This window comes from Flagellimonas taeanensis (assembly GCF_003584105.1).
In the GTDB taxonomy this organism is placed as follows: Bacteria; Bacteroidota; Bacteroidia; order Flavobacteriales; family Flavobacteriaceae; genus Flagellimonas; species Flagellimonas taeanensis.
In genome coordinates this window covers 64,496-87,943 of the sequence record NZ_QXFO01000026.1, presented here as the reverse complement: position 1 = coordinate 87,943, position 23,448 = coordinate 64,496, and the positions used below count along the sequence as shown (strand labels likewise).

Here is a 23,448-nt window from a genome sequence, read left to right as displayed (position 1 = left end):
ACCATTACATTTTTTAAGCTATACTGAACACCCATCATCAATCAAGAACTTTCCATAGTCAATAATGTCTCTCGCAAAGGGATGCCAATCGTGGCATCCCTTTTTGTTCCCATCCAATCCTAAATTTCCGATTGTCCTTACCATTTATACCCCGAATAAATATCGTCCGACATACGGACCACTATGCCAAATCTGACTATCTTTAGAGTGCATTAACGACCTCCCACAAAACAAGATCAGTTGAGCAACAGCCTTCTTTTGATACTCACCCGAAACCCAGAGCTCGGCAAGTGCAAGACCCGCCTGGCCGCCAAAGTGGGCGACAAGGCCGCACTGGAAATCTATCAGTTTCTCCTGCAGCGTACCGTGTCGTTCACCGAGCACCTAAGGGTGGAAAAATGGGTGTACTATTCGGAGGAGATATGGCAGAATGATATTTGGGACAATGACCGTTATCAGAAAAAACTACAGGTGGGCAAAGATCTGGGAGAGCGCATGCAAAATGCCTTCAGGGATGGGTTCCAGGCAGGGTTTGAAAAGATCATTGTCATCGGAAGCGACATGTACCATCTGGAACAGGCAGATCTTGAAGAGGCTTTCTCAACATTGGAGACACATGACTACGTGATAGGCCCTGCGGAAGATGGTGGATACTATCTCTTGGGCATGAAATCCTTGAACCAAGCCCTCTTCTGGAACAAGCAATGGGGGACCGACACCGTTCTGGCCGATACCATGCAGGACCTGAAAACTGAAAGCGTGGCCCTTTTGAACGAGAAAAACGACGTGGATTACTATGAAGACATCAAAGATATCAAGGCTTTCGAGCCTTTCATCAAACATATAAAGCAATGACAAAGGAACATCTGAACGAATCTGTTGATTATTTGAAGAGGAAGGGATTTGATTCCCCAGAAATTGGCATCGTGCTCGGAACCGGATTGGGACAACTGGTCGATGGCATCGAAAACCGTATTGAGGCCCATTACAACCACATCCCCCATTTTCCCTTGGCAACAGTGGAGTTCCATTCCGGAAAATTGATTTTCGGTACCCTGGCCGGAAAAAAAGTGGTGGTGATGCAGGGACGCTTCCATCTGTATGAAGGCTATGACTTTGTGGACATCACCTATCCCATTCGGGTAATGCACCAATTGGGGGTCCAGAAACTGTTCGTCTCCAACGCAGCCGGGGCCATCAACCTTGACTTCAAAAAAGGGGACATCATGCTCATCGAGGACCATATCAACCTTCAAGGAGGGTCTCCCCTGGCCTTTAAAAATGTATCCGCATTCGGGGACCGATTTGTGGACATGAGCGAACCCTATGACCTGGACATGCGTAAAAAAATAGAGGTCATTGCCCAAAAAAAGGGTATTTCCATCAAAAAAGGGGTATACGCCTCCGTGGTGGGTCCCCAACTGGAGACAAAGGCCGAATACCGCATGCTGAAAATGGTCGGCGCGGACGCTGTGGGAATGAGTACCGTTCCCGAAGTAATTGTTGCCAATCATTTACGACTACCCATCGTAGCGGTATCCGTTTTGACCGACGAATGCGACCCGGACAACCTCCAACCTGTCAATGTAGAGGAAATCATCGCCATTGCCGGAAAAACAGAGCCCAAAATGATAACATTGTTCACCGAACTGATAAAGCAACTATGAGCTACCTAGACGCCACACAAGACCTTTACAAAGAAGCGGCCATTTCCCCGAACGTGGGACTTTGCTGCACCACCACGCCCATTTGGCAGTTTCCTGGACTGTCCATTCCCAAGATCATGCAGGAAATGAACTATGGGTGCGGGAGCACCGTTTCCGCACAGGATTTGGTGAACGACCCCAAGATCCTCTACGTGGGTGTAGGCGGAGGTATGGAACTGCTCCAGTTCTCCTATTTTTCTAGACAAATGGGAGGAGTTACCGGGGTGGATTCCGTCGACGAAATGTTGGAAGCGTCCCGAAAGAACTTCAAAATTGCGGAGCAGGAGAACGATTGGTTCAAAAGCGAATACGTGAACTTGGTCAAGGGAGATGCCCTGAACCTGCCCATCCCCGATGAGAGCATGGACGTGGCCGCGCAGAACTGCCTTTTCAACATTTTCAAGATGGAAGACCTCCAAAAGGCCGTCGCCGAAATGTACCGCGTACTGAAACCCCACGGCCGATTGGTCATGAGCGACCCCATCTGTGAACAGCCCATGAACGATGAGCTGCGCAACGATGATCGCTTGAGGGCGCAGTGCCTCAGCGGTAGCATTCCGCTGAAAGACTATGTGAAAGTGTTGACCGATGCCGGATTTGGCACCATAGAAATCAGGGGGCGAAGGTCATACAGGGTGTTGTCCCCCAACCACTACCCAACGGACGAGCTCATCCATATCGAATCCATCGAGATTGCCGCCATCAAAGACCCGATGCCAGAGGACGGCCCTTGCATGTTTACGGGGAAAACGGCCATTTATTACGGCAACGAACCCTATTTTGATGACAACAAAGGGCATGTGCTGCTCCAAAACCAGCCGTTGGCGGTTTGTGACAAAACAGCTTCGGCGCTTGCGAAAGCATCAAAAGAAATCCATGTGAGCGAAAGCACATGGCATTACAACGGCGGGGGCTGCTGTTAAAATCAGCTTGGTTTATTTTGCGATAAAAGTTTTGGAGGACTCATAATCCAAGATGATCCCTTCGGATATCCACTTGGCCAAAGCCTGCCTATTGTCCGGATCCAAGATTCGGCGTTGGTCCTTTTTGCTCCTGATGTTCCCTATTTCAATGTAGGCCATGGCCGGAAGCGTATTTTTCACAACGTACAGGTTGCTGCGCTCCATAAACGTACCGTTGTACAATCGATTGGGCTGGAATTTTTTGTATTTCCTCAAAAAAGTCTGGTGGATGCTCTCGGCCAATTTCTTGCCGTTCTTACTCTTTTCGTGATGGTAGAAAAACACGTCGATGTTGGTGCCTTCACCCCGACTGTCCACATGGATCACCAATAAACGCTGGTGCTTCCCGACATTTTTTCTGTACAGTTCGTTCACGGCTTCGGAGCGCTGTTTCAGACGAGCCAACTGTCCCAAGGGAAGAGGTTTGGAGAGCACGGTCTCGTCCGTATCCAGTTCAAGGACCCTCTGGTCCCTGATGCCGTCATTTTCATCCTGCACAATGATATGCACTTCCGCCCCATGCGAAATCAATTCCCGGGCTAGCCTGAGTGTGACATCATAGGCATATTCATCTTCCGCGATGAGCTTGTCATTGTATTTTTCCACGGCTCCGGGATCGGGTCCCCCATGCCCGGAGACCAGATAATATACCGTATCGTCCAAACGCTTGCTCGCTATATCCACCTTGGCGAATTGCTCACCAAAAATGGGATAGGCTACCCTCTTGTCCGTTTCTTCTACCTTTTTGGCATCCAGCGTGTCCGGCAAAAAATAGGAACGTCCCATCAGCAAGGATTCATCCTCCCCCAAATGTTCGGCGTTCAACGCCACAAACTTGTTGTAGAACTTTGTCGGGCTGATGCCATGCCTCCGAAGAAGCGAATAAATTCCTTCCCCTTCCTTGGCCACCGCCTTCAGATTGCCCTCTTGGGCCAATCCAACTCCTTGAAAATGAACAAAAACAAGTAAAACGGATATTCGTATAAACTTCATTTAATTCTCAATCTGCAAATCAACATAATCGTTCATAATACCGTCACTGATCAAGCTGGCAAACTGCTTCTTGTCCGGACGCACTGCTATTTTTTGGTTTGATGTCTTGGAAGCGTTCTCCAAGGTGAGCAAGCTTATGGCCGGAAGAATGTTCCGGGCCAGGTATAGACTGTTCTTGTCCTCAAAGATCATATTGATGTCCTTGTAAGACCTATTGGAAACACTGTGCCGCTTGAACATGTTTTGGATATTCTCCGCCAATCGCTGGCCCTCTTCGCTCTTGTTGTAATGGTAAACGGCAACGTCCATATCCTCCTTGCCGGACACGCCATCGGCGCGTATCACCAAAACCCGTTGGTATTTTCCTGTATTCTGTATGTAGCGCTTGTTGATGACCTCAATGTAGCTCCCCATTTTTTGGTTTGCCGTCACAACTTCCCCGTTCACAGGTTCGGAAACACCATCACCCATGATATACACTTTGGCCCCATGGACCATCAAATCGGCGGCGAGGCTTTCCGCCACATCCTTCACATAATCGTTTTCCGTATTCTGCGGGTCTTCGGTGATGATGTAGTATACCGCATCTTTCAGCTTATCGCTCTTGAGGGACATTTGGGCCAGTTCCCCATCAAAGATGGGCTCTTCGGTACCTTCGCCGGTGCGGACCACCACGCCTGTTTTCTTGAGGGCATCCGCTGCCTGTGGAATTTTGTAAGCTGTTCCCACTTTCAGAAAGCTGCCGTCCTTGATGTTTTCGGAATTGAGCTTGACAAACGCTTCATAGTGCTTGGCCGGGTCCAGTCCCTGTTTCCGCAAAAGGGAAAAAATCCCGTCACCCTGTTCCGCCTTCACCATATAATAGGATGCCTCTTGGGCAAACAGCATGGCACAGGAACATACCCATAACAAAAGGAATGATACTGATTTCATTATCGTATTTTAGTTGGGAGGGTGCACTGCAAAGATGGGAAAAAATTGTCAACAACGGCCTTCAATGACGGGAAAAATCCCACATTTTTCGCTCAGCCTTAAAGACTTGACTTTTTAATCGGCGCGTAACGCTGCCTGATCACCGATTCAGCAGGCTTGTTCTGCGGGGTAAACCTGTTGTCGGCGAGTCCTCCGGCCCTGTCGTGGTGGATGAACCACTTCCAGACAAAGCCTCCGGCAAACCATTCCTGGTCCCAAAATTCATCAAAAAGCACCTGCGTGGCGTCGGCCTGGGCCTGTAGGTTCACCCTTTCCTCGTTCCTGTCCACCAGCCAGGGCTTTTTGCCCGTGTAGTCCATGCTCCTGTACCCAAACTCGGTGAACAGTATAGGCCTGTCCAATTGTTCGGCAAGTTCCATCATCTTCGTTTTCCACGGCTGCCATCCCGTTCGTAGGGTTTCCGTGGTGGGGTTTTGTCTTTCGCAGAGGGGAAAATAGGCGTTCACCCCGATATAGTCCAACTCGCCCCAAAAAGGAGTGTTGGCATACTCGTCCCAATTGGCCGCATAGGTGAGTTTTCCCTTGTACACCTCCCTGACCTTGCCCACGAGTTCGGCCCAGAATGCGGGTCGGTTTTTCACAAAAGTGGCCAACTCGGTCCCGACACAATAGATATCGGCATGCGTCTCCTCCGCCAATCCTGCGTAGTGCAAAATGAACCGGGCGTAGGAGTCCTCCAATGCTTTCCAATCCGCTTCGGACTGCATGGCCATGTTCCCTGTAAACTCGCCCCTACTGATCCAGATCTGGGGTTTCAGCATCACCTTTACCCCATTTTTGTGGAGCATTTCGATGTACTGCTTAGCCCCTTTTCGGGTTTCCCCGAACCATTGCCTGTCCGAATCAAAAACAAGGTTGGGCGCGTGTGGGTCTTGCATAAAGCCGAAGGGCATGATGGCCGCAAAATTGGCATGGATGTCCAGCACGGGGTCCACATGGGACTGGGCGACCTCCTCCCGGGACGCCACAAAGCTCACTCCGTTGATCTTTTCGGGTTTATGCACCGTGCAGGAGAGCAGGGCCAGACCGCATATCAAAACCAGTTTTTTCATGTTGGGCAATCAAGTACCTCTAAAATAGTGCTTTTAGGGGAAATTTTTATTCTATTTGAGTTGACCCACAAACATTTCATATAAGATTTGTCAATTAGGCTAATTTTGGACTTGGCACCAAAAAATCTCTCGAACCAGCATTTTCCAACCTTGGCAGCATTCGGCATAAATTAAATCCTTTCTAAATTGGGGGACAGGGTTAAGTTCCTATCTTTAGGTACGACACAAGACCCATAATCCCTCTTTCATGGAGCACATTGTCATCATTGGAAATGGAATAGCGGGAGTGACCGCGGCCCGGCATATCCGAAAGCTTTCCAACAAAAAAATCACCATCGTTTCCGCCGAGACGGATTATTTTTTCTCCCGAACCGCACTGATGTACGTCTATATGGGCCACATGAAGTTTGAACATACCCAACCCTACGAAAACGCATTTTGGAGAAAAAACAAGATCAACCTTGTCCGTGCATACGCCGAAACCATTGATACCCAAAACAAGAAGATCCATGTGAAGGGTCGCCCCACTAAATTTTACAACAAAAACATCCATGTTCCGCCAGTGGACGGGGAATGGATCTCTTACGACAAGCTGGTCATTGCCACGGGATCCAAGCCCAACAAGTTTGGATGGCCGGGCCAGGATTTGGAGGGTGTCCAAGGCTTGTATTCCAAACAGGACCTTGACCTTTTGGAGCAAAATGCGCCGAACAATGACCGTTGCAAAAGGGCGGTGATCGTGGGTGGGGGATTGATCGGTATCGAGTTGGCCGAAATGCTTCGGACACGTGACATTCCCGTCACTTTTTTGGTGCGGGAAAGTAGCTTTTGGAACGGTGTGTTGCCCAAGGGCGATTCCCAAATGATCAATGAACACATTCGGGAGCACCATATCGACCTTCGGTTGAATGCCTCCTTGAAGGAAATTGTTTCCGATGGGAACGGAAAGGTCAAATCGGTGATCATTGCTGAAACCGGGGAGGAAATCCCTTGTAATGTGGTGGGATTAACGGCCGGAGTGACGCCGAACATCGATTTTTTGAAAGGTTCTGGCATCGAGCTGGGTCGAGGCGTGAAGGTGAACCGTTTTTTGGAGACCAATATAGCCGATGTGTACGCCATTGGCGATTGTGCGGAACAGCATGAAGCCATTGGCAACCGGAAACCCGTCGAAGCCGTTTGGTACACGGGCAGGATGATGGGCGAGGCACTGGCGCAGACCCTTTGCGGCAACCGAACGGAATACCGCCCGGGCCATTGGTTCAACTCGGCCAAATTTCTGGATATTGAGTACCAAACCTATGGTTGGGTGTTCCCCGAACGGAAAAAAAGCGACTCGGAAATCCATTTTCACTGGCGACATCCCCAAGAAAAAATCTGCATCACCGTGGCTTTTGACAAGGATTCTGAAACCTTTTTGGGCATCAATACCTTTGGTATCCGGATGCGGCATCAGGTCATCGACCATTGGTTGAACGAGAAAAGGGATATCGATTTTGTGATGGCCCATTTGGCGGATGCCAACTTCGACCCGGAATTTTATCGGACCCACGAGCCCGACATCATTGCCAAATACAATGCGAATCTGGGAAAATCCATCACCCTGAAAAAGAAAAGTCTCATTAGAATATTTCAATAGGAAAAAGCAACCCATGAACAGTCAAACACATAACCCAAGTATGGCCCTGACCGGGGAACCTCCAAAAAGCCTGAGCACTGGCCAAAAAATGGCGACCCTTTTGGGTGTGTCAGGACTTGGAATCCTGCTATTGGCCGTGTTCAATGTCAGTTTCCCGAACCAAACCTTGTGGTTGATCGTTTCGCTTTCCGCTATCGGCGTAGGGACCCTCTGGTTTTCCTGGGATGCCTATGCCCAAAAATTGCCTGGCATCAAAAATGACGGTGTGTGGTTCAAGTCTATTTCCAGTCGGGGCTTTTGGGCCTGGGTCGTCGGGCTGGCACTTACCGGATTTTACATCGTGCTCTATTTTTACCCCGAATACCTCGGATTGGTGAGCGGCGGGGAAAACCGGGGCGTTATTGGGCTTTTTGATCCTTTGAGCAAGTTATTGAGCGGCAATCCTGCAAGCCAATGGTTTGTGTATGGCACCTTGTACACGGTGGCCATTTTGATCTTTGGGATAAAGTTCCTTTGGAAATACCGACATAGCCGTTACCAACGATTACGAACCTTGAGCGTGATGTTTTTCCAGACCGCCTTTGCTTTCATCATCCCGGAATTGATGGCACGACTGAACGGCCATAAGATATTGGACGGGGGAAGCCTGCCCTACTACGACCTCAAAAATGTATGGCCCCTCAACTATTATAATTTTGAAGGGTACCGCATCAAAGGGTTTCTAAGTTCTGGGGATATCGGTTTTGCGTTGCTGATCTTCGCCATCCTGTCCATTTTTGTGATCACCCCGATATTGACCTATAAATACGGGAAACGATGGTACTGCTCTTGGGTCTGTGGCTGTGGCGCACTGGCCGAAACCGCAGGGGATTCCTTCAGGCAACTCAGTGACAAATCCACTTTTGCCTGGAAAGTGGAACGTTGGGTGGTGCACAGTGTCGTGGTTTTTGTCACTTTGATGACCACAGCGGTGATTTACTCCTATTTGGGAAATGATACCAGCAAATATTGGCTCACCAAGAGCACTTTTTTGATCGGGGTGGCCGTGCTGCTCACCCTCGTTTTTAGTTGGGTGATGATTTTTAAAAGAGATCAACTCCAGAAAGATGCCCAGTATGGTGCCATCGGGTATTTCGTCATCATTTTGGCCTTGATCGGGTTCCATTTTTTCAGTGGGGAAGGGCAGGTATTCCTTTTCAAATCCGAAACGCTGCGCAAATCCTATTCCTTTTTAATCGGCAGTATTTTCTCCGGTGTCATCGGCACTGGGTTCTACCCCATTTTTGGGAGCCGAGTCTGGTGCAGGTTCGGATGCCCCATGGCGGCCATTTTAGGCTTCCAGCAGCGATTGTTTTCCCGGTTTAGGATTACCACCAATGGCGGACAGTGCATTTCCTGCGGCAACTGTTCCACCTATTGCGAAATGGGCATCGATGTGCGCGCCTATGCCCAAAAGGGCGAGAATATTGTCCGTGCCAGTTGTGTGGGTTGCGGTATCTGCTCTGCCGTCTGTCCACGGGGTGTGCTCAAATTGGAGAACGGACCGCTTAAGGGACGCATTGACAGCAACCAAGTGCTTTTGGGGAACGATGTGGACCTCATGGCCTTGGTCAATCAAAAATAACGGACACAACATTTCCTTTACCTTCATTTTATGTGGATGGACCCTAAAAATCCATGGAAAAGTTTAGTTTTGGCTACTTCAAGCAAAAACTAGCTCTTCAGTGGCGGACATCAAGGTCATTATTCCTGCGATCAACGAAGGGGATTCCATCGGGAAGGTGGTTTCCGAACTGCCCAAACACGTTTCCGAAATCGTAGTGGTGGACAACGGCTCCCAGGACGATACAGTGGCAAATGCACAGAAAGCCGGGGCCACTGTCATCTCCGAAAACCGCAAGGGATATGGCTCTGCTTGCCTAAAAGGATTGAAATATATTTCCAAACAATCCAAAACACCCGACATTATCGTATTTATCGACGGAGATTATTCCGATTATCCCGAAGAATTGGATAAGGTGGTCGCCCCGATCTTGGAAAATGGTGTGGATTTTGTGGTCGGTGCACGAAAAAAATCACTTCGTGAACCCGGTTCGATGACCCCGCAACAGGTTTTTGGGAACCAATTGGCCACTTTTTTGATGCGGCTTTTTTTTAGGTCGAGATTTACGGATTTAGGGCCATTTAGGGCAATTAAATATGAAAAACTCAAAGAATTGGAGATGCAGGACACAACTTATGGGTGGACTGTGGAAATGCAGTTAAAAATTTTAAGAAAAAAAATGACATATACCGAAGTACCAGTGCGTTACAAAAAAAGAATTGGCGTCTCAAAAGTGTCTGGTACAGTAAAAGGTACTATATTTGCTGGCATGAAAATATTGGGTTGGATCTTTAAATACAGTTTAAAATAAATGGGACTTACTATCGCTCTTATCATTGTTGCTATTTACAGTACAGCCTTGATTCTTATTTTCTTCTACAGTCTTGCCCAGTTGAACCTTTTGGTCAATTATCTGGGCTACAAAAGACGAAATGAGGAAGCCCCGAAATTCAACCTATTAGATCCAAAGGAAATTCCCTTTGTCACCATCCAGCTACCCATCTACAACGAAGAGTATGTGATGGAGCGCTTGTTGGACAACATTGCCAAGATCGAATACCCCAAAAGCAAATTGGAGATCCAAGTCCTGGACGATTCAACGGACGACTCCGTCATCGAGACGGCGAGAAGGGTCGAAGAACTCCAAAAAACAGGACTCGACATACAACACATCCGTAGGGAAAACAGAAAAGGCTATAAGGCCGGGGCCCTCAAAGAAGGACTGGCCATTGCCAAAGGTGAGTTCATCGCCATATTCGATGCCGACTTCCTTCCCGAAAGTGATTGGTTGAAAAAAACAGTACCCTATTTCAAGGATAGCGAGATTGGTGTGGTGCAGACCCGTTGGGGACACATTAACCGCGATTACTCCACCTTGACCAGAATCCAAGCCTTTGCATTGGACGCCCACTTTACTTTGGAACAGGTGGGAAGAAACTCCAAAGGGCATTTTATCAACTTTAACGGTACCGCTGGCATCTGGAGGAAGGAATGTATCCTCGATGCAGGCAACTGGGAAGGCGACACCCTTACCGAAGATTTGGATTTGAGTTACCGTGCACAGTTGAAAAACTGGAAATTCAAGTATTTGGAGGATGTGGAGACTCCCGCTGAGCTTCCCGTGGTGATCAGTGCCGCCCGTTCCCAACAGTTCCGTTGGAACAAAGGAGGAGCCGAAAACTTCAGAAAGACCGTTTGGAGCGTCATCAAGGCGAAGAACATTCCGTTCAAGACCAAGTTCCACGGCGTTATGCACCTATTGAACAGTTCCATGTTCCTTTGTGTGTTCATCGTGGCCCTCTTGAGCATTCCCATGCTCTACATCAAAAATACCTACGGGCATTTGGGCTGGGTGTTCGAAGTGACCAGCTTCTTCATCGTCAGTACCATTATCCTGTTCATCTGCTATTGGTTCACCTACAAGAGTATCCAGGGCAGTAGTTTTGACAATTTTGTGGATTACATCAAACTGTTCTTTACCTTCTTCTCCGTGGCACTGGGCTTCTCTTTGCACAACACCGTGGCCGTTTTGGAAGGACACCTTGGTAAGCGAAGCGAGTTTGTACGCACCCCAAAGTTCAACATCAACAGCATTAAAGATACTTGGAAGGGCAACAAATACTTGACCAAAAAGTTGTCGCCCAACATGATCTTGGAATTTGCCCTGATGGTCTATTTCCTCTTTGGAATGTACAGCGCGGTTCCCTTGAACGACTACGGATTGTTCCCTTTCCACTTGATGTTGTTCCTAGGTTTCGGATTTGTGTTCTTTAAATCCTTGACATCCAAGGCTTAAAACATGCTATCTTACTGGCGACTGCATAGATACCCGATACTTTTTGCTATCGGTTCCCTGTTGTTCTACGCTAGTTTTGCCTATGACCTTGTCCGTACCGATTTCCTAAAACTTTTCATGCTCTTTGCGGCAACGTTCTTTCTTTGCCATAAGATCATGCAATTTGAAAAATGGAACTTCAATTTCCTCTTGGTCACCGGAATATTGTTCCGGTTGGTATTCTTAGTGGCCGAACCCAACCTCTCCCAGGACTTTTTCCGTTTCATATGGGATGGGGAACTTATCAAAAATGGCATCAATCCCTATCTGCATACCCCGGACCAACTCATGGAGCAGGGCAATGTGCCCGTAGCCAATGCGGACGAGCTCTATGCAGGCATGAGTGAGCTCAATGCCCGTCATTACAGCAACTACCCCCCAATCAATCAATTGTTCTTTGCGCTGGCAGCCCTTTTGGGAGGTGGGAGCATCCTCGGTTCCATCATCGTAATGCGGCTGAGCATTATCCTCGCAGACCTTGGCGTCCTATATTTTGGTAGAAAACTGTTACAGAACCTCAACTTGGCCAACCACATGGCCTTTTGGTACTTTTTGAACCCCTTGGTGATCATAGAGCTAACAGGAAACCTACATTTTGAGGGCATCATGCTCTTCTTTTTTGTTTGGTCGCTCTACCTCATCTCCAAAAAACAATGGAGGTGGGCCGCACCCATATATGCCGTCTCCATCATGGTGAAACTGGTTCCCCTTTTGCTCCTGCCCATGTTCCTCAAATACCTGGGAATCAAAAAAAGTATCGCCTTCTATAGTTTGGTAAGTGTTTCCTGCGTACTCATTCTGTATCCCTTTTATTCCTCCTTTTTTATTGACCATTATTCGGAAACCGTCGGGCTCTGGTTTTCCAATTTTGAGTTCAATGCAAGTGTGTACAATATGGTCAAAAAAATCGCTGTTGAACATTACGAGGCGAAACCGTGGGAACTCATCGAAACCTACGGTTCCATGATCATCAAAGCAATGATAGCCATCGTTTTGTTGATTGCCCTTCTCCGGAAAAACCAAAAATTGCAAACGGTCATCACCTCGATGATGCTGGCCTTGGCGTGCTACTATTTTCTATCCAGCACGGTCCATCCCTGGTATGTGGTGTTCCTGTTGGGAATCGCCATCTTCACGGAATATAAATTTGTTTTGGTCTGGTCGTTTGCGGTCATCCTGAGCTATTATGCCTATACCAATCCCGACTATAAAGAAAATCTTTGGTTTCTGGCCGTTGAATACATTTTGGTGATTGGCTTCTTTCTTTATGAAATGATGGCCAAAGGGTCAAAAAAGTTATATTTCTTTAAAAAATGACCCTCAATTACGGGTCTATTCGGATTAATTTGTACTTTTAACCCACAATGAAAGGACAAGAATACATATCGTTTACACTGAGCGTTCCTACGCCCATCAGTCCATTTTCTCCCCGTCGCCGCCCGTAAGGGTGCAAAATTATCTATGGAAATAGGTGAGTCCATTTCCGCAAAAACCAACAACTTTTTTTAATAATTTTTATCAGTCTATACGCTTGCAATGGAAATTGTAATTGCCAACGAATCACATTTTAAATACGCACAGATCATCTGTGACACCATAGCCGAATCGGCCAAGATCCGTGGGACCGGTATTGCCAAACGCACCCCTGAATACATCATGAAACGGTTGCAGAACGGGAATGCCATCATTGCCTTGGATGGCGATAAATTTGCCGGGTTCTGCTATATCGAGGTCTGGGGCAACAAGGATTTTGTCGCCAACTCCGGATTGATCGTACACCCCGATTACAGGAACCAAGGGCTGGCCAAGCAGATCAAGAAGGCCGTTTTTGACCTGTCCCGGAAAAAATTCCCTGATGCCAAGATCTTTGGGATCACCACTGGTTTGGCCGTTATGAAAATGAACTACGAACTGGGGTACAAACCCGTTACCTTTTCCGAACTTACGGACGACCCCGAATTCTGGAAAGGCTGTCAGACCTGTAAGAACTTTGACATCCTGACCCGGACCGAACAGAAAATGTGCCTCTGTACCGGAATGCTGTACGACCCCAACGCCAAAAAAGCGGAAGAACCCAAAAAATTGAACAGCAAGGCATTCCAAAGACTGAAGCAGATCAAGGAAACCCTTTTTCTTAAAAAGAAACAGAAGTAAATGTCAGTTCGAGCGCAGTCGAGAACAGCACCACATTTCGACTCCGCTCAATGTGACCATAAATTGAATATAAAAACATGAAAAAATTAGTATTGGCCTATAGCGGCGGATTGGACACTTCCTATTGCGCAAAATACCTATCCCAGGATGAAGGCTTTGAAGTCCATGCCGTGAGTGTGAACACCGGCGGGTTCAGCAAAGCTGAAATCGAAGAAATCGAAAAAAAGGCCCTGGCATTGGGCGCCACCACCTATACCTCCATCAACGCCATCAACACCTTCTATGACAAGGTGGTAAAATACCTCATCTTCGGAAACGTGTTGAGGAACAATACCTACCCCCTTTCCGTAAGTGCCGAACGGATCGTTCAGGCCATCGAAATCGTGAACCATGCCAAAAAAGTGGGTGCCAAATATATTGCCCACGGCAGCACCGGTGCTGGAAACGACCAAGTACGGTTCGATATGATTTTCCAAATCTTGGCCCCGGACATCGAAATCATCACCCCCATACGCGACAAAAAACTGGCCAGGGAAGTGGAAATCGAGTACCTGCAGAAAAACGGTATCGATTATTCTTGGGAAAAGGCCAAATATTCCATCAACAGAGGGCTCTGGGGTACCTCAGTGGGCGGTTCCGAGACCTTGACCTCCCATCTGTCCCTACCGGAAAATGCATTTCCGAGCCAACTGGAGAAAGAACTTCCCAAAGAACTGAAGCTGACGTTCAGCAAAGGGGAATTGGTGGCCGTTGATGGGGAAAAGGATACTCCTGTGGCCAATATTGAAAAACTTGCGGAAATTGCTTCCAAATACGCCATCGGAAGGGACATCCACGTGGGCGACACCATCATCGGGATCAAAGGAAGGGTCGGTTTTGAGGCGGCGGCCCCATTGATCATCATCAAAGCGCACCACTTGTTGGAAAAACACACCTTGAGCAAATGGCAGCAATACCAAAAAGAGCAAATGGGCAATTTCTATGGTATGTTGCTCCATGAAGGCAACTATCTGGACGAGGTGATGCGGAACATCGAGGCCTTTTTGACCGATACCCAAAAGCACGTTTCCGGGGATGTGTACCTTACGCTCCACCCCTACCGATTTGAACTGAACGGAATCTCATCCAAGCACGACCTCATGAACGCTTCCTTTGGAAGTTATGGGGAAATGAACAAAGGATGGACCGCAGATGATGCCAAAGGGTTCATCAAAATATTGTCCAATTCGGGCAAAATTGCGAACCACGTAAACCAAGACCATGATTAAATCGGGAATTATAGGGGGTTCTGGATATACGGGCGGGGAACTGATCCGAATATTGCTCAACCATCCTAACGCCAAAATCGATTTTGTATATAGCACCACAAGGGCGGGAAAACCCATCGCTTCGGCACACCAAGATCTTTTGGGGCTGACCGACCTTACATTTTCCGGAGATATCAATCCGGATGTGGATGTGGTCTTTTTATGTTTGGGCCATGGCAATTCTACCTCATTTTTGAACGAACACGCATTCTCGGCAAGTACCAAAATCATCGACCTCAGCAACGATTTCAGGCTACAGGCCGATTACACCTTCAACGGCAAACGTTTCATTTATGGGCTTCCCGAATTGAACAGGTCTGCCATTGCATCTGCAGAGGCCATTGCCAATCCCGGATGTTTTGCCACCGCGATCCAACTGGGTCTGTTGCCCTTGGCAAAGGCCGGTCTGTTGGCAAACGAAGTGCATGTCAATGCCGTAACGGGCAGTACGGGAGCTGGTGTAGGCCTGTCCGACACCTCCCATTTCAGCTGGAGGAACAACAACGTTTCGTGGTACAAACCCTTTACCCACCAGCATTTGGGGGAAATTGGGGAAAGTTTGAATTCCTTCGGCAACAATGTGGGCAAACTGCTGTTTTTGCCAAACCGGGGAAATTTCACAAGAGGAATTTTGGCCACGGCCTACACCCACTTTGAAGGTTCCTTGGACGAAGCCAAAAAACTGTACTCGGATTTTTATGCCGGTGCCGTTTTCACCCATATGTCCGAAGCGGAAATCCATCTGAAACAAGTGGTGAACACCAACCAGTGCCACATCCATTTGCACAAGCACGATGACCTTTTGTTGGTGACCTCTGCCATTGACAATTTGTTGAAGGGAGCCTCGGGTCAAGCTGTACAGAACATGAACCTGATGTTCGGTTTTCCCGAGACCGAAGGTCTATTGTTAAAAGCAGGGGTATTTTAAAAAACTTCAGGTCGAGCTGTCACATCGAGCGGAGTCGAGATGCGAGACCTAAATTGATGAAAACATACATCTCTCGACTGCGCTCGAGATGACAAAACAGAAAAACCATGAAAATAGCCATCATAGGAGCAGGGAATTTGGGACTGGCCATTGCCAAAGGGATTTTACACACCAACGGGGCCACCACCATGTACCTGACCAAAAGGAACACCAAGGGCATCAAGGATTTTGAGAAATATGGAAACGTCACGGTCACCTCGGACAATCTTGAGGCCGTAAAAAATTCCGACATCCTCATCTTTGCCGTGCAGCCGGGCCACTTTGCTTCCATTTTGGAACAGAGCAAGGAGCTGCTTACCGAAAAACATGTGATCATCAGCACCATCACCGGTTTTGGCATCGCCAGGATCGAAAGTATCATCGGTGCCGATAAGTTTATAATCCGTAGCATGCCCAACACGGCCATTTCCGTGGGCAAGTCCATGACCTGTATCTGCAGTAACGAACTGGGCAAAAAACGGGTAGATCTGGCCAAGGCCATTTTCAACCGGATGGGGCACACCATGGAAATTCCCGAAGAACAAATGCAGGCCGCCACGGTCATTTGCGCAAGCGGGATCGCATTTTGGATGCGCTTGATCCGCGCCACGACCCAAGGAGCCATCCAATTGGGATTCGATGCCAAGGAAGCCCAGGAGCTCGCCATGCATACTTGCAACGGAGCTGCAAGCCTCTTGATTGAATCGGGAAGCCATCCCGAAGAGGAAATCGATAGGGTGACCACGCCAAGGGGCTGCACCATTGAAGGACTGAACGAAATGGAGCACCAGGGGCTAAGCTCTTCCCTCATCAGGGGCATTGTGGCCTCCTACGAAAAAATCAGCCAAATCAAAAAAGGATAAAAATGTCAGGTCGAGCGGAGTCGAGACCCATTTCAATATAAAAAAGAAGCTCTCACCATGATCGAGACGACAAACAAAAAGACCATGAAACTATTCGACGTTTACCCCCTATATGATGTGACCCCAGTATCGGCAAAGGGCATTGAAGTCTGGGACGACAAAGGACAAAAATACCTGGATTTCTATGGTGGCCATGCCGTGATTTCCATTGGGCATACCCATCCCCATTACGTAAAGCGCATCGAGGATCAATTGGAAAAAATCGCTTTTTACAGCAATTCCGTGCAAAATCCGGTTCAAGAAGCATTGGCCGAAAAACTGGGAAAAGCATCAGGTTGCGAAGATTATACCCTATTCATGTGCAATTCCGGGGCAGAGGCCAATGAAAATGCACTGAAAATGGCTTCGTTCCACACCGGAAAGGCAAAGGTCATTGCCTTTAGGAACAGTTTCCATGGCAGGACATCCGCGGCCGTTGCCACCACGGACAACCCGAAGATCAATGCCCCCATCAACCTGCAACAGGAAGTGACCTTTCTTCCCTTGAACGATTTTGATGCGTTTGAAAAAACCATCGCTTCGGAAGGATACTGTGCCGTGATCTTGGAAGCGATCCAAGGCGTGGGCGGTCTTGACGAACCCACCACCGAGTTCTACCAATTCATCGCCGAAAAATGCAAGGAGAATGGCGTGGTCCTTATCGCGGACGAAGTACAGTCCGGTTATGGGCGAAGCGGAAAATTCTTTGCGTTCCAGCACCATGGCATCCAACCCGATATCATTTCCATCGCGAAAGGAATGGGGAATGGTTTTCCAGTGGGCGGTATTTTGATCCATGAATCCTTTAAACCCTCCTACGGACTTTTGGGCACCACCTTTGGTGGAAACCATTTGGCATGTGCCGCGAGTTTGGCCGTTTTGGAGGTTTTGGAAGATGAAAATCTCATAGAAAATGCTTCCGAATTGGGAGTCTATTTTAGGGAAAAAGCGACCGAGGTCCCCGAAATCATCAAAGTAAAAGGCAGAGGGTTAATGATCGGACTCGAATTTGATTTTGAGGTGGCCGAGCTGCGCAAAAAACTGATCTATGACCATCGCATGTTCACTGGCAGTGCCAATAACAAGAAGTTACTGCGATTTTTACCAGCATTGAACATCACCAAGGCACACATCGACCTATTCTTTGACGCGCTCAAAAAAGCATTGAAATGAAGCATTATTTATCCGTAAACGATATCGACTCCCTCCCCGATTGGGTGGAAGAAGCAATCAACCTCAAAAAAGACCCGTATCAATTTGAAGATCTGGGCAAACGCAAAACCTTGTGCCTATTATTTTTCAATAACAGTCTACGTACCCGTTTGAGTACCCAAAAAGCAGCCATGAACCTCGGTATGGAGGTGATGGTGATGAATTTTGGCAACGAAGGCTGGGCCTTGGAATATGGAGATGGCACCATCATGGATCAAGGCACATCGGAACACATCAAAGAAGCGGCACAAGTGGTTTCGCAATATTGCGACATTGTGGCCATCAGGGCATTTGCCGGTTTGGTGGACAAAGCAAAAGACGAAGCAGAGGAGGTCATCAACGGGTTTGCGAAATATGCGTCCATCCCTGTGGTAAACATGGAAAGTTCCGTTGGGCACCCCCTTCAGGCTTTGGCAGATGCCATTACCTTAGCGGAAAACAAGACCAAGGAAAGACCCAAAGTAGTTTTGTCATGGGCACCGCACCCCAAGGCATTGCCCCATGCGGTGGCCAATTCGTTTGTGCAGATGATGAAATTGCAAGATGCTGAATTTGTGATCACCCATCCAAAGGGATATGAATTGAATCCAGAAATCACAGAAGATTGCCATATTGAACACGACCAACAAAAAGCCATGGAGAATGCAGATTTTGTCTATGTGAAAAACTGGAGCAGTTATTCCGATTATGGCAAAGTGGTGAGCAAAGATTTGAACTGGACCATGACCGAGGAAAAATTGGGAAAGGCCAAATTCATGCATTGTCTTCCTGTCCGCAGAAATGTGGTGGTTGAAGATGCCGTGTTGGATGGGAATCAATCCTTAGTGGCAGAGCAGGCCAAAAACCGGATTTATTCGGCACAGATCGTATTGAAAAAGATTTTGGAACAAAACAAATGATGTTAAAGGATAAGGTCTGTATTGTAACCGGTGCAACAAGCGGCATGGGAAAAGCCATTGCCGAAGCACTCTCTTCCGAAGGTGCCAAACTTGTTTTATCCGGTCAGAACAGAGAGCGTGGCCAAAGCCTGGAAAAGCAGTTGGACAATTCCGTTTTTTTGGCAGGCGATGTAACAGATCCTATCTATAACCAGAATTTGGTCCAATTGGCAATGGAAACCTTTGGCCAACTGGACATCCTATCGTTGAATGCAGGTATTCTTGGATTGGGGAATGTAGAAGAACTGGCTATCGATTCTTGGCACAAAACTATTGACACCAATTTGAGCTCCATATTCTATCTTTGTAAGTATGGGTTACCCTATTTGCAAAAGGGGTCAAATAGCAACATTTTGATCAATGCCTCTATTGCAGCTTTCAAGAGCTTTCCCAACCACCCAGCATATTGTGCATCAAAAGCGGGAGCCGTTGCACTGATGAAACAAATGGCAATGGAATATGCCCCCAAAATTCGGGTGAACGCCATATGCCCGGGACCAGTGGACACCCCACTGCTTTGGGAATCGGCCAAGGCCTTTGAAAATCCGGAAAAGGCAGTGGCCAATGCGGAAAGAGCAACTTTATTGAAAAGATTGGGGACTCCGGAAGATATTGCGAAGCTCGCCCTTTTTATGGTATCGGATGATAGTTCCTGGATTACGGGGACCACAATAACCATCGATGGGGGAATAATAAATACTTAGAATGAAACAAAAACTATCCGTAGTAAAAATAGGAGGCAACCTCATTGAGGATCCCAAGGGATTTGAACATGTCTTGGACCTGTTTTCCAAAATGGACGGAAACAAGATCTTGGTCCATGGAGGTGGGAACAAAACCACTGAAATGAGCCAAAAAATGGGTATTGAGCCCAAAATGATCAATGGAAGGAGAATCACCGATGCCGACACCTTGGACATTGCCATCATGATCTATGGAGGTCTGGTCAGCAAAAAGATCGTGGCCCAATTGCAAGCCTTGGGCACCGATGCCATTGGGATGAGCGGTGCGGACGCCAACGCCATCAGGGCCCACAAACGGCCCGTCATCAAAGTGGATTTTGGGCTTGTGGGCGATGTGGACTCCGTCAATGCCTATGGTATCTTCAAGCTGCTCCAAGCAGGGTTCACCCCTATTTTTTGTGCCCTCACGCACGATGGAAAGGGACAATTGCTGAACACCAACGCTGATACCATTGCCGCGGAAATAGCCATTTCCATGTCAGACCAATTCGATACCACTCTGTATTACTGTTTTGAGAAAAAAGGTGTTTTGCAGGATGTGGAAGATGAAAACTCCGTGATCCACCATATCGATTCAAAAGGGTACGACGAGCTTTTGGCCTATGGCATCATTTCCGATGGAATGCTCCCCAAAATGCACAATTGCTTTCATGCCCTAAAGAACAACGTTTCAAGAGTCTGCGTGGGGAACAGTAGCATGCTCGAAGCTGGCAACCCTGAATACACAACGCTAACCCTATGAAGCTGACCCAAGAAACACTGACCGAAAAGGCCATCGCACTATTGAAGGAACTGATTTCCATTCCTTCCTTTTCCGGGGAAGAAGAGAAAACAGGGGATGCCATTGAGGCATTTTTACAGGGCTTTGGCATACAAACGAAACGCCAATATCACAACATCTACGCTTTCAACAAGTATTTTGATGAAAGCAAGCCTACCCTTTTGCTCAACTCGCACCACGATACCGTAAAACCGAACAGTGCCTACACCAAAGATCCTTTTCATCCGCATGTTGAAGATGGTAAGCTATATGGTTTGGGCAGCAACGATGCAGGCGGATGTCTGGTTTCCTTGCTAGCCACCTTCGTCCATTTTTATGACAAGGAAGGGTTGAGCCACAACATCATCATGGCGGCAACCGCAGAAGAAGAGGATGCTGGGGATAAAAGTTTACGTGGACTGTTACCCATTCTTCCAAAAATTGACGTAGCTGTAGTGGGCGAACCCACTTTGATGGACCTTGCCATTGCCGAAAAAGGGTTGGTGGTCTTTGATGCCGTGGTAGAAGGTACGCCTTCACATGCCGCACATCCCAACGACAACAATTCCATTTACAACACCATACCCGTGTTGCAATGGTTCAAGGATTATAGGTTTGAAAACATTTCCGAGGCTTTGGGTGAAGTAAAAATGACCGTTACCCAGATCAATGCCGGAAAACAACATAATGTGGTGCCAGCACAAGTGGATTTGGTAGTGGATGTTCGGGTGAACGACTGTTATACCAATCAGGAAATTTCGGATAGGCTGCAAAGAGAGGCCCCCTGCAAAATGACTCCTCGCTCGTTACGCTTGAATTCATCCTGTATTGATCCGAACCATGCTTTGGTAAAAAGTGGTCTAGCTTTGGGAAGAAAAACCTATGGCTCCCCTACCTTGTCCGATCAGGCGGCATTGAGTTGCCAATCGGTAAAACTGGGACCAGGTGACAGTACGCGTTCCCATTCCGCTAACGAATTTATTTTTGTGGATGAAATCAAGGAAGGCATCGACCTGTATATTAAAATCCTTTCAGGATTTTTACAATAAACAAAATTGGGCCCTGAGCGTAGTCGAAGGGCAATAGATATCGAAAATATAAGATTCCCGTTTTCACGGGAATGACAAAACCGAAATTATGAAACTCTGGGACAAAGGTTTTAGCACCGATAAAAAAATAGACCATTTTACCGTGGGCAACGACCGCGAACTAGATTTGGTACTTGCCAAATACGATGTGATCGCATCCACCGCTCACGCCAAAATGCTGGGCAAGGTGGGATTGATTACCGAAGAAGAAGCCAAGGATTTGGTAAAGGCATTGGGTGAAATCGGTAAGGATATCGAAAAGGGTAATTTCACCATTGAGGACGATTTTGAGGACATGCATTCTAAAATCGAATTCATACTGACTGAAAAATTAGGCGATACCGGTAAAAAAATCCACTCGGCCCGATCTAGGAACGACCAGGTTTTGGTAGCGATGCAATTGTACCTGAAGGAAGAACTTACCGAAATCAGGGAGCAGGTGAAATCCCTTTTTGACCTATTGATGAAGCTTGCCGAAAAACACCAGAATGTACTTTTACCAGGCTACACCCACCTTCAGATTGCCATGCCCTCCTCTTTTGGACTTTGGTTTTCTGCCTATGCCGAAAGCTTGATCGATGATCTATACTTTGTACAGGCCGCCCATAAGATTGCGGACCAAAACCCGTTGGGAAGTGCTGCCGGGTATGGAAGTTCCTTCCCTATCGACAGAACGTTCACTACTACAGAAATGGGTTTTGAGACCTTAAAGTACAACGTGGTGGCCGCCCAAATGGGTCGCGGAAAAGTGGAAAAAGCCGCTGCTTTTGGCATTTCCAGCGTGGCTGCCACCCTATCCAAAATGGCGATGGACATCTGCCTGTACATGAGCCAGAACTTTGATTTTATTTCGTTCCCGAACGAACTCACCACGGGCAGCAGCATTATGCCGCACAAGAAAAACCCAGATGTGTTCGAGTTGATCCGCGCGAAGTGTAACCGAATTCAAGCGGTGCCCAACCAACTCACTTTGATCACCAACAATTTGCCCAGTGGCTACCACCGCGATCTACAATTGGTGAAGGAAGTGATCGTACCTGCCTTGCAGGATATGCAGGCCTGTTTGGAACTGATGACCTTTAGTTTGAAGGAAATCAAGGTGAACCCCAAGATTTTGGACGACCCCAAATACGATTACCTCTTCAGTGTGGACACCTTGAACGAGCTCGTAAAAAGTGGAATGCCATTCCGGGATGCCTACAAAACTATGGGCAAGGCCATTGAAAATGGCAATTTTAAACCCAAAAAGGATATTGAGCATACCCATGAAGGCAGTTTAGGGAATCTGTGTTTGGAGCAGATAAAGGAGAAAATGGAGAAGGTGCTGGGTTCGTAAAAAACGCTAACTTCACTTACCTGTGCTGAACTCCTGCCTTTTGCAGACATGGTGTTCAGTATCGGTCGATACAATTCACTCTGCACTGAGTGTAGTCGAAGTCTTAAAAGGAATCATATCTTAGAACGTTGTACCCCATTATGAAAAAACACTTATTTTGGATTTTAATTCTTGCAACTTTCGTTTTTTCTTGTAAAAAAAATAAATCGGAAAACACAAACGGGCATAATATGAAAAATGAGTTTGTCTCAAGAATTCACACAACGGAATTAGAAACTGACTTATACCAACTTTTGGGAAAAACTTCATTGGAAAAACACATTTCGGACTTTAATAATGTGAACTGGAAAAGTAATTACGAGAAGGAATTTAACTCAATGGACTTCAATATGCCCGATTTGGAGGTTTTAAGCAAAAATGACTCAAAATATCTTTCGGTTAGTATTGCACCAAATACGGACGACACCTATCAATTCATTATTGGACTTGGAACTCATTTAGAGACAGACAATCCAAATATTCCGAATCGGAAAGTTAAACTCTATATGACAGAATCGGACAATGAAGAAGTACCAAAAAAAATTATTGAACTGTTCTTCAAAAGGGATTTTGCAAAAATAAACACGGAACTGGATCAATTGTATTTGATGGACGAAGTTGAAGATGTATATATCAATAAAAAATAACCTGGCACAACAATGGCTATAGGCAATTGCTTATTCTCGCCTACTTCTGAAAATCCTTAAGGAATTTCAGTT

Annotated in this window: 22 protein-coding genes; 19 read left to right on the top strand and 3 right to left on the bottom strand. The window is 47.1% G+C overall.

What is annotated here, in order from left to right:
- The first annotated feature begins 240 nt into the window (after window positions 1-240).
- The 3 genes from D2V93_RS14370 to arsM are packed head-to-tail and all read left to right on the top strand — an operon-like array spanning window position 241 to window position 2,629.
- Window positions 241-855, top strand: a complete 615-nt coding sequence (locus tag D2V93_RS14370) for a TIGR04282 family arsenosugar biosynthesis glycosyltransferase (RefSeq protein ID WP_119619884.1) — start codon at window positions 241-243, stop codon at window positions 853-855.
- The gene (locus D2V93_RS14365; protein WP_119619883.1) at window positions 852-1,667 is read left to right on the top strand and encodes a purine-nucleoside phosphorylase; all 816 of its coding nucleotides are present in this window, start codon (window positions 852-854) and stop codon (window positions 1,665-1,667) included. The genes D2V93_RS14370 and D2V93_RS14365 overlap by 4 nt, the downstream gene beginning before the upstream one ends.
- Window positions 1,664-2,629, top strand: a complete 966-nt coding sequence (gene arsM / locus D2V93_RS14360; RefSeq protein WP_119619882.1) for an arsenosugar biosynthesis arsenite methyltransferase ArsM — start codon at window positions 1,664-1,666, stop codon at window positions 2,627-2,629. Before D2V93_RS14365 ends, arsM begins: the two co-directional genes overlap by 4 nt.
- 12 nt (window positions 2,630-2,641) lie before the next feature.
- On the opposite strand, the gene D2V93_RS14355 is transcribed toward arsM, so the two are convergent.
- From D2V93_RS14355 to D2V93_RS14345, 3 genes are all read right to left on the bottom strand, one after another.
- A complete protein-coding gene (locus D2V93_RS14355) occupies window positions 2,642-3,661 on the bottom strand; it encodes an N-acetylmuramoyl-L-alanine amidase family protein (protein WP_119619881.1) in 1,020 nt (339 codons plus the stop codon).
- Window positions 3,662-4,594, bottom strand: a complete 933-nt coding sequence (locus tag D2V93_RS14350) for an N-acetylmuramoyl-L-alanine amidase (RefSeq protein WP_119619880.1) — start codon at window positions 4,592-4,594, stop codon at window positions 3,662-3,664.
- Between the two features lie 98 nt (window positions 4,595-4,692).
- On the bottom strand, window positions 4,693-5,706 hold the full coding sequence (locus D2V93_RS14345) for a glycoside hydrolase family 113 (protein ID WP_119619879.1): 1,014 nt from the start codon (window positions 5,704-5,706) through the stop codon (window positions 4,693-4,695).
- A gap of 247 nt (window positions 5,707-5,953) precedes the next feature.
- On the opposite strand from D2V93_RS14345, the gene D2V93_RS14340 reads away from it, so the two are divergent.
- From D2V93_RS14340 to D2V93_RS14265, 16 genes are all read left to right on the top strand, one after another.
- Complete coding sequence (locus D2V93_RS14340) at window positions 5,954-7,345, top strand: NAD(P)/FAD-dependent oxidoreductase (protein ID WP_119619878.1); 1,392 nt, start codon at window positions 5,954-5,956, stop codon at window positions 7,343-7,345.
- Window positions 7,346-7,358: 13 nt separating this feature from the next.
- Window positions 7,359-8,969 (top strand): 4Fe-4S binding protein, encoded by a 1,611-nt coding sequence (locus D2V93_RS14335; protein ID WP_119619877.1) that lies wholly within the window; start codon window positions 7,359-7,361, stop codon window positions 8,967-8,969.
- 100 nt (window positions 8,970-9,069) lie between these two features.
- On the top strand, window positions 9,070-9,759 hold the full coding sequence (locus D2V93_RS14330) for a glycosyltransferase family 2 protein (protein WP_119619876.1): 690 nt from the start codon (window positions 9,070-9,072) through the stop codon (window positions 9,757-9,759).
- Window positions 9,760-11,244: a cellulose synthase family protein gene (locus tag D2V93_RS14325; RefSeq protein WP_072875785.1), complete on the top strand. Its 1,485-nt coding sequence runs from the start codon at window positions 9,760-9,762 to the stop codon at window positions 11,242-11,244.
- A gap of 3 nt (window positions 11,245-11,247) precedes the next feature.
- On the top strand, window positions 11,248-12,600 hold the full coding sequence (locus tag D2V93_RS14320) for an MptA/MptB family glycosyltransferase (RefSeq protein WP_119619875.1): 1,353 nt from the start codon (window positions 11,248-11,250) through the stop codon (window positions 12,598-12,600).
- Between the two features lie 219 nt (window positions 12,601-12,819).
- Window positions 12,820-13,437, top strand: a complete 618-nt coding sequence (locus tag D2V93_RS14315) for a GNAT family N-acetyltransferase (protein WP_072875789.1) — start codon at window positions 12,820-12,822, stop codon at window positions 13,435-13,437.
- Between the two features lie 77 nt (window positions 13,438-13,514).
- The gene (locus D2V93_RS14310) at window positions 13,515-14,705 is read left to right on the top strand and encodes an argininosuccinate synthase (RefSeq protein WP_119619874.1); all 1,191 of its coding nucleotides are present in this window, start codon (window positions 13,515-13,517) and stop codon (window positions 14,703-14,705) included.
- Window positions 14,698-15,672 (top strand): N-acetyl-gamma-glutamyl-phosphate reductase, encoded by a 975-nt coding sequence (argC, locus tag D2V93_RS14305; RefSeq protein WP_119619873.1) that lies wholly within the window; start codon window positions 14,698-14,700, stop codon window positions 15,670-15,672. Before D2V93_RS14310 ends, argC begins: the two co-directional genes overlap by 8 nt.
- A gap of 107 nt (window positions 15,673-15,779) precedes the next feature.
- The gene (gene proC / locus D2V93_RS14300) at window positions 15,780-16,574 is read left to right on the top strand and encodes a pyrroline-5-carboxylate reductase (RefSeq protein WP_072875795.1); all 795 of its coding nucleotides are present in this window, start codon (window positions 15,780-15,782) and stop codon (window positions 16,572-16,574) included.
- A gap of 84 nt (window positions 16,575-16,658) precedes the next feature.
- Complete coding sequence (locus D2V93_RS14295) at window positions 16,659-17,786, top strand: aspartate aminotransferase family protein (RefSeq protein ID WP_119619997.1); 1,128 nt, start codon at window positions 16,659-16,661, stop codon at window positions 17,784-17,786.
- The gene (locus D2V93_RS14290; protein ID WP_119619872.1) at window positions 17,783-18,724 is read left to right on the top strand and encodes a Rossmann-fold NAD(P)-binding domain-containing protein; all 942 of its coding nucleotides are present in this window, start codon (window positions 17,783-17,785) and stop codon (window positions 18,722-18,724) included. The genes D2V93_RS14295 and D2V93_RS14290 overlap by 4 nt, the downstream gene beginning before the upstream one ends.
- Complete coding sequence (locus D2V93_RS14285; RefSeq protein WP_119619871.1) at window positions 18,721-19,467, top strand: SDR family NAD(P)-dependent oxidoreductase; 747 nt, start codon at window positions 18,721-18,723, stop codon at window positions 19,465-19,467. The genes D2V93_RS14290 and D2V93_RS14285 overlap by 4 nt, the downstream gene beginning before the upstream one ends.
- A 1-nt stretch (window position 19,468) precedes the next feature.
- A complete protein-coding gene (gene argB / locus D2V93_RS14280) occupies window positions 19,469-20,248 on the top strand; it encodes an acetylglutamate kinase (protein ID WP_119619870.1) in 780 nt (259 codons plus the stop codon).
- The gene (locus D2V93_RS14275) at window positions 20,245-21,315 is read left to right on the top strand and encodes a M20 family metallo-hydrolase (protein WP_119619869.1); all 1,071 of its coding nucleotides are present in this window, start codon (window positions 20,245-20,247) and stop codon (window positions 21,313-21,315) included. The genes argB and D2V93_RS14275 overlap by 4 nt, the downstream gene beginning before the upstream one ends.
- A gap of 88 nt (window positions 21,316-21,403) precedes the next feature.
- Entirely contained in the window at window positions 21,404-22,690 is a 1,287-nt protein-coding gene (gene argH, locus D2V93_RS14270) for an argininosuccinate lyase (RefSeq protein WP_119619868.1), read from the top strand.
- A gap of 230 nt (window positions 22,691-22,920) precedes the next feature.
- A complete protein-coding gene (locus D2V93_RS14265) occupies window positions 22,921-23,376 on the top strand; it encodes a hypothetical protein (RefSeq protein WP_220473642.1) in 456 nt (151 codons plus the stop codon).
- Window positions 23,377-23,448 lie beyond the last annotated feature (72 nt).

Excerpts from the sequence above, each read along its gene's own strand:
- D2V93_RS14365 (WP_119619883.1), top strand. The coding sequence starts at position 852 with ATGACAAAGGAACATCTGAACGAATCTGTTGATTATTTGAAGAGGAAG.
- arsM (WP_119619882.1), top strand. The coding sequence starts at position 1,664 with ATGAGCTACCTAGACGCCACACAAGACCTTTACAAAGAAGCGGCCATT.
- D2V93_RS14355 (WP_119619881.1), bottom strand. The coding sequence starts at position 3,661 with ATGAAGTTTATACGAATATCCGTTTTACTTGTTTTTGTTCATTTTCAA.
- D2V93_RS14350 (WP_119619880.1), bottom strand. The coding sequence starts at position 4,594 with ATGAAATCAGTATCATTCCTTTTGTTATGGGTATGTTCCTGTGCCATG.
- D2V93_RS14345 (WP_119619879.1), bottom strand. The coding sequence starts at position 5,706 with ATGAAAAAACTGGTTTTGATATGCGGTCTGGCCCTGCTCTCCTGCACG.
- D2V93_RS14340 (WP_119619878.1), top strand. The coding sequence starts at position 5,954 with ATGGAGCACATTGTCATCATTGGAAATGGAATAGCGGGAGTGACCGCG.
- D2V93_RS14335 (WP_119619877.1), top strand. The coding sequence starts at position 7,359 with ATGAACAGTCAAACACATAACCCAAGTATGGCCCTGACCGGGGAACCT.
- D2V93_RS14325 (WP_072875785.1), top strand. The coding sequence starts at position 9,760 with ATGGGACTTACTATCGCTCTTATCATTGTTGCTATTTACAGTACAGCC.
- D2V93_RS14320 (WP_119619875.1), top strand. The coding sequence starts at position 11,248 with ATGCTATCTTACTGGCGACTGCATAGATACCCGATACTTTTTGCTATC.
- D2V93_RS14315 (WP_072875789.1), top strand. The coding sequence starts at position 12,820 with ATGGAAATTGTAATTGCCAACGAATCACATTTTAAATACGCACAGATC.
- D2V93_RS14310 (WP_119619874.1), top strand. The coding sequence starts at position 13,515 with ATGAAAAAATTAGTATTGGCCTATAGCGGCGGATTGGACACTTCCTAT.
- argC (WP_119619873.1), top strand. The coding sequence starts at position 14,698 with ATGATTAAATCGGGAATTATAGGGGGTTCTGGATATACGGGCGGGGAA.
- proC (WP_072875795.1), top strand. The coding sequence starts at position 15,780 with ATGAAAATAGCCATCATAGGAGCAGGGAATTTGGGACTGGCCATTGCC.
- D2V93_RS14295 (WP_119619997.1), top strand. The coding sequence starts at position 16,659 with ATGAAACTATTCGACGTTTACCCCCTATATGATGTGACCCCAGTATCG.
- D2V93_RS14290 (WP_119619872.1), top strand. The coding sequence starts at position 17,783 with ATGAAGCATTATTTATCCGTAAACGATATCGACTCCCTCCCCGATTGG.
- D2V93_RS14285 (WP_119619871.1), top strand. The coding sequence starts at position 18,721 with ATGATGTTAAAGGATAAGGTCTGTATTGTAACCGGTGCAACAAGCGGC.
- argB (WP_119619870.1), top strand. The coding sequence starts at position 19,469 with ATGAAACAAAAACTATCCGTAGTAAAAATAGGAGGCAACCTCATTGAG.
- D2V93_RS14275 (WP_119619869.1), top strand. The coding sequence starts at position 20,245 with ATGAAGCTGACCCAAGAAACACTGACCGAAAAGGCCATCGCACTATTG.
- argH (WP_119619868.1), top strand. The coding sequence starts at position 21,404 with ATGAAACTCTGGGACAAAGGTTTTAGCACCGATAAAAAAATAGACCAT.
- D2V93_RS14265 (WP_220473642.1), top strand. The coding sequence starts at position 22,921 with ATGAAAAATGAGTTTGTCTCAAGAATTCACACAACGGAATTAGAAACT.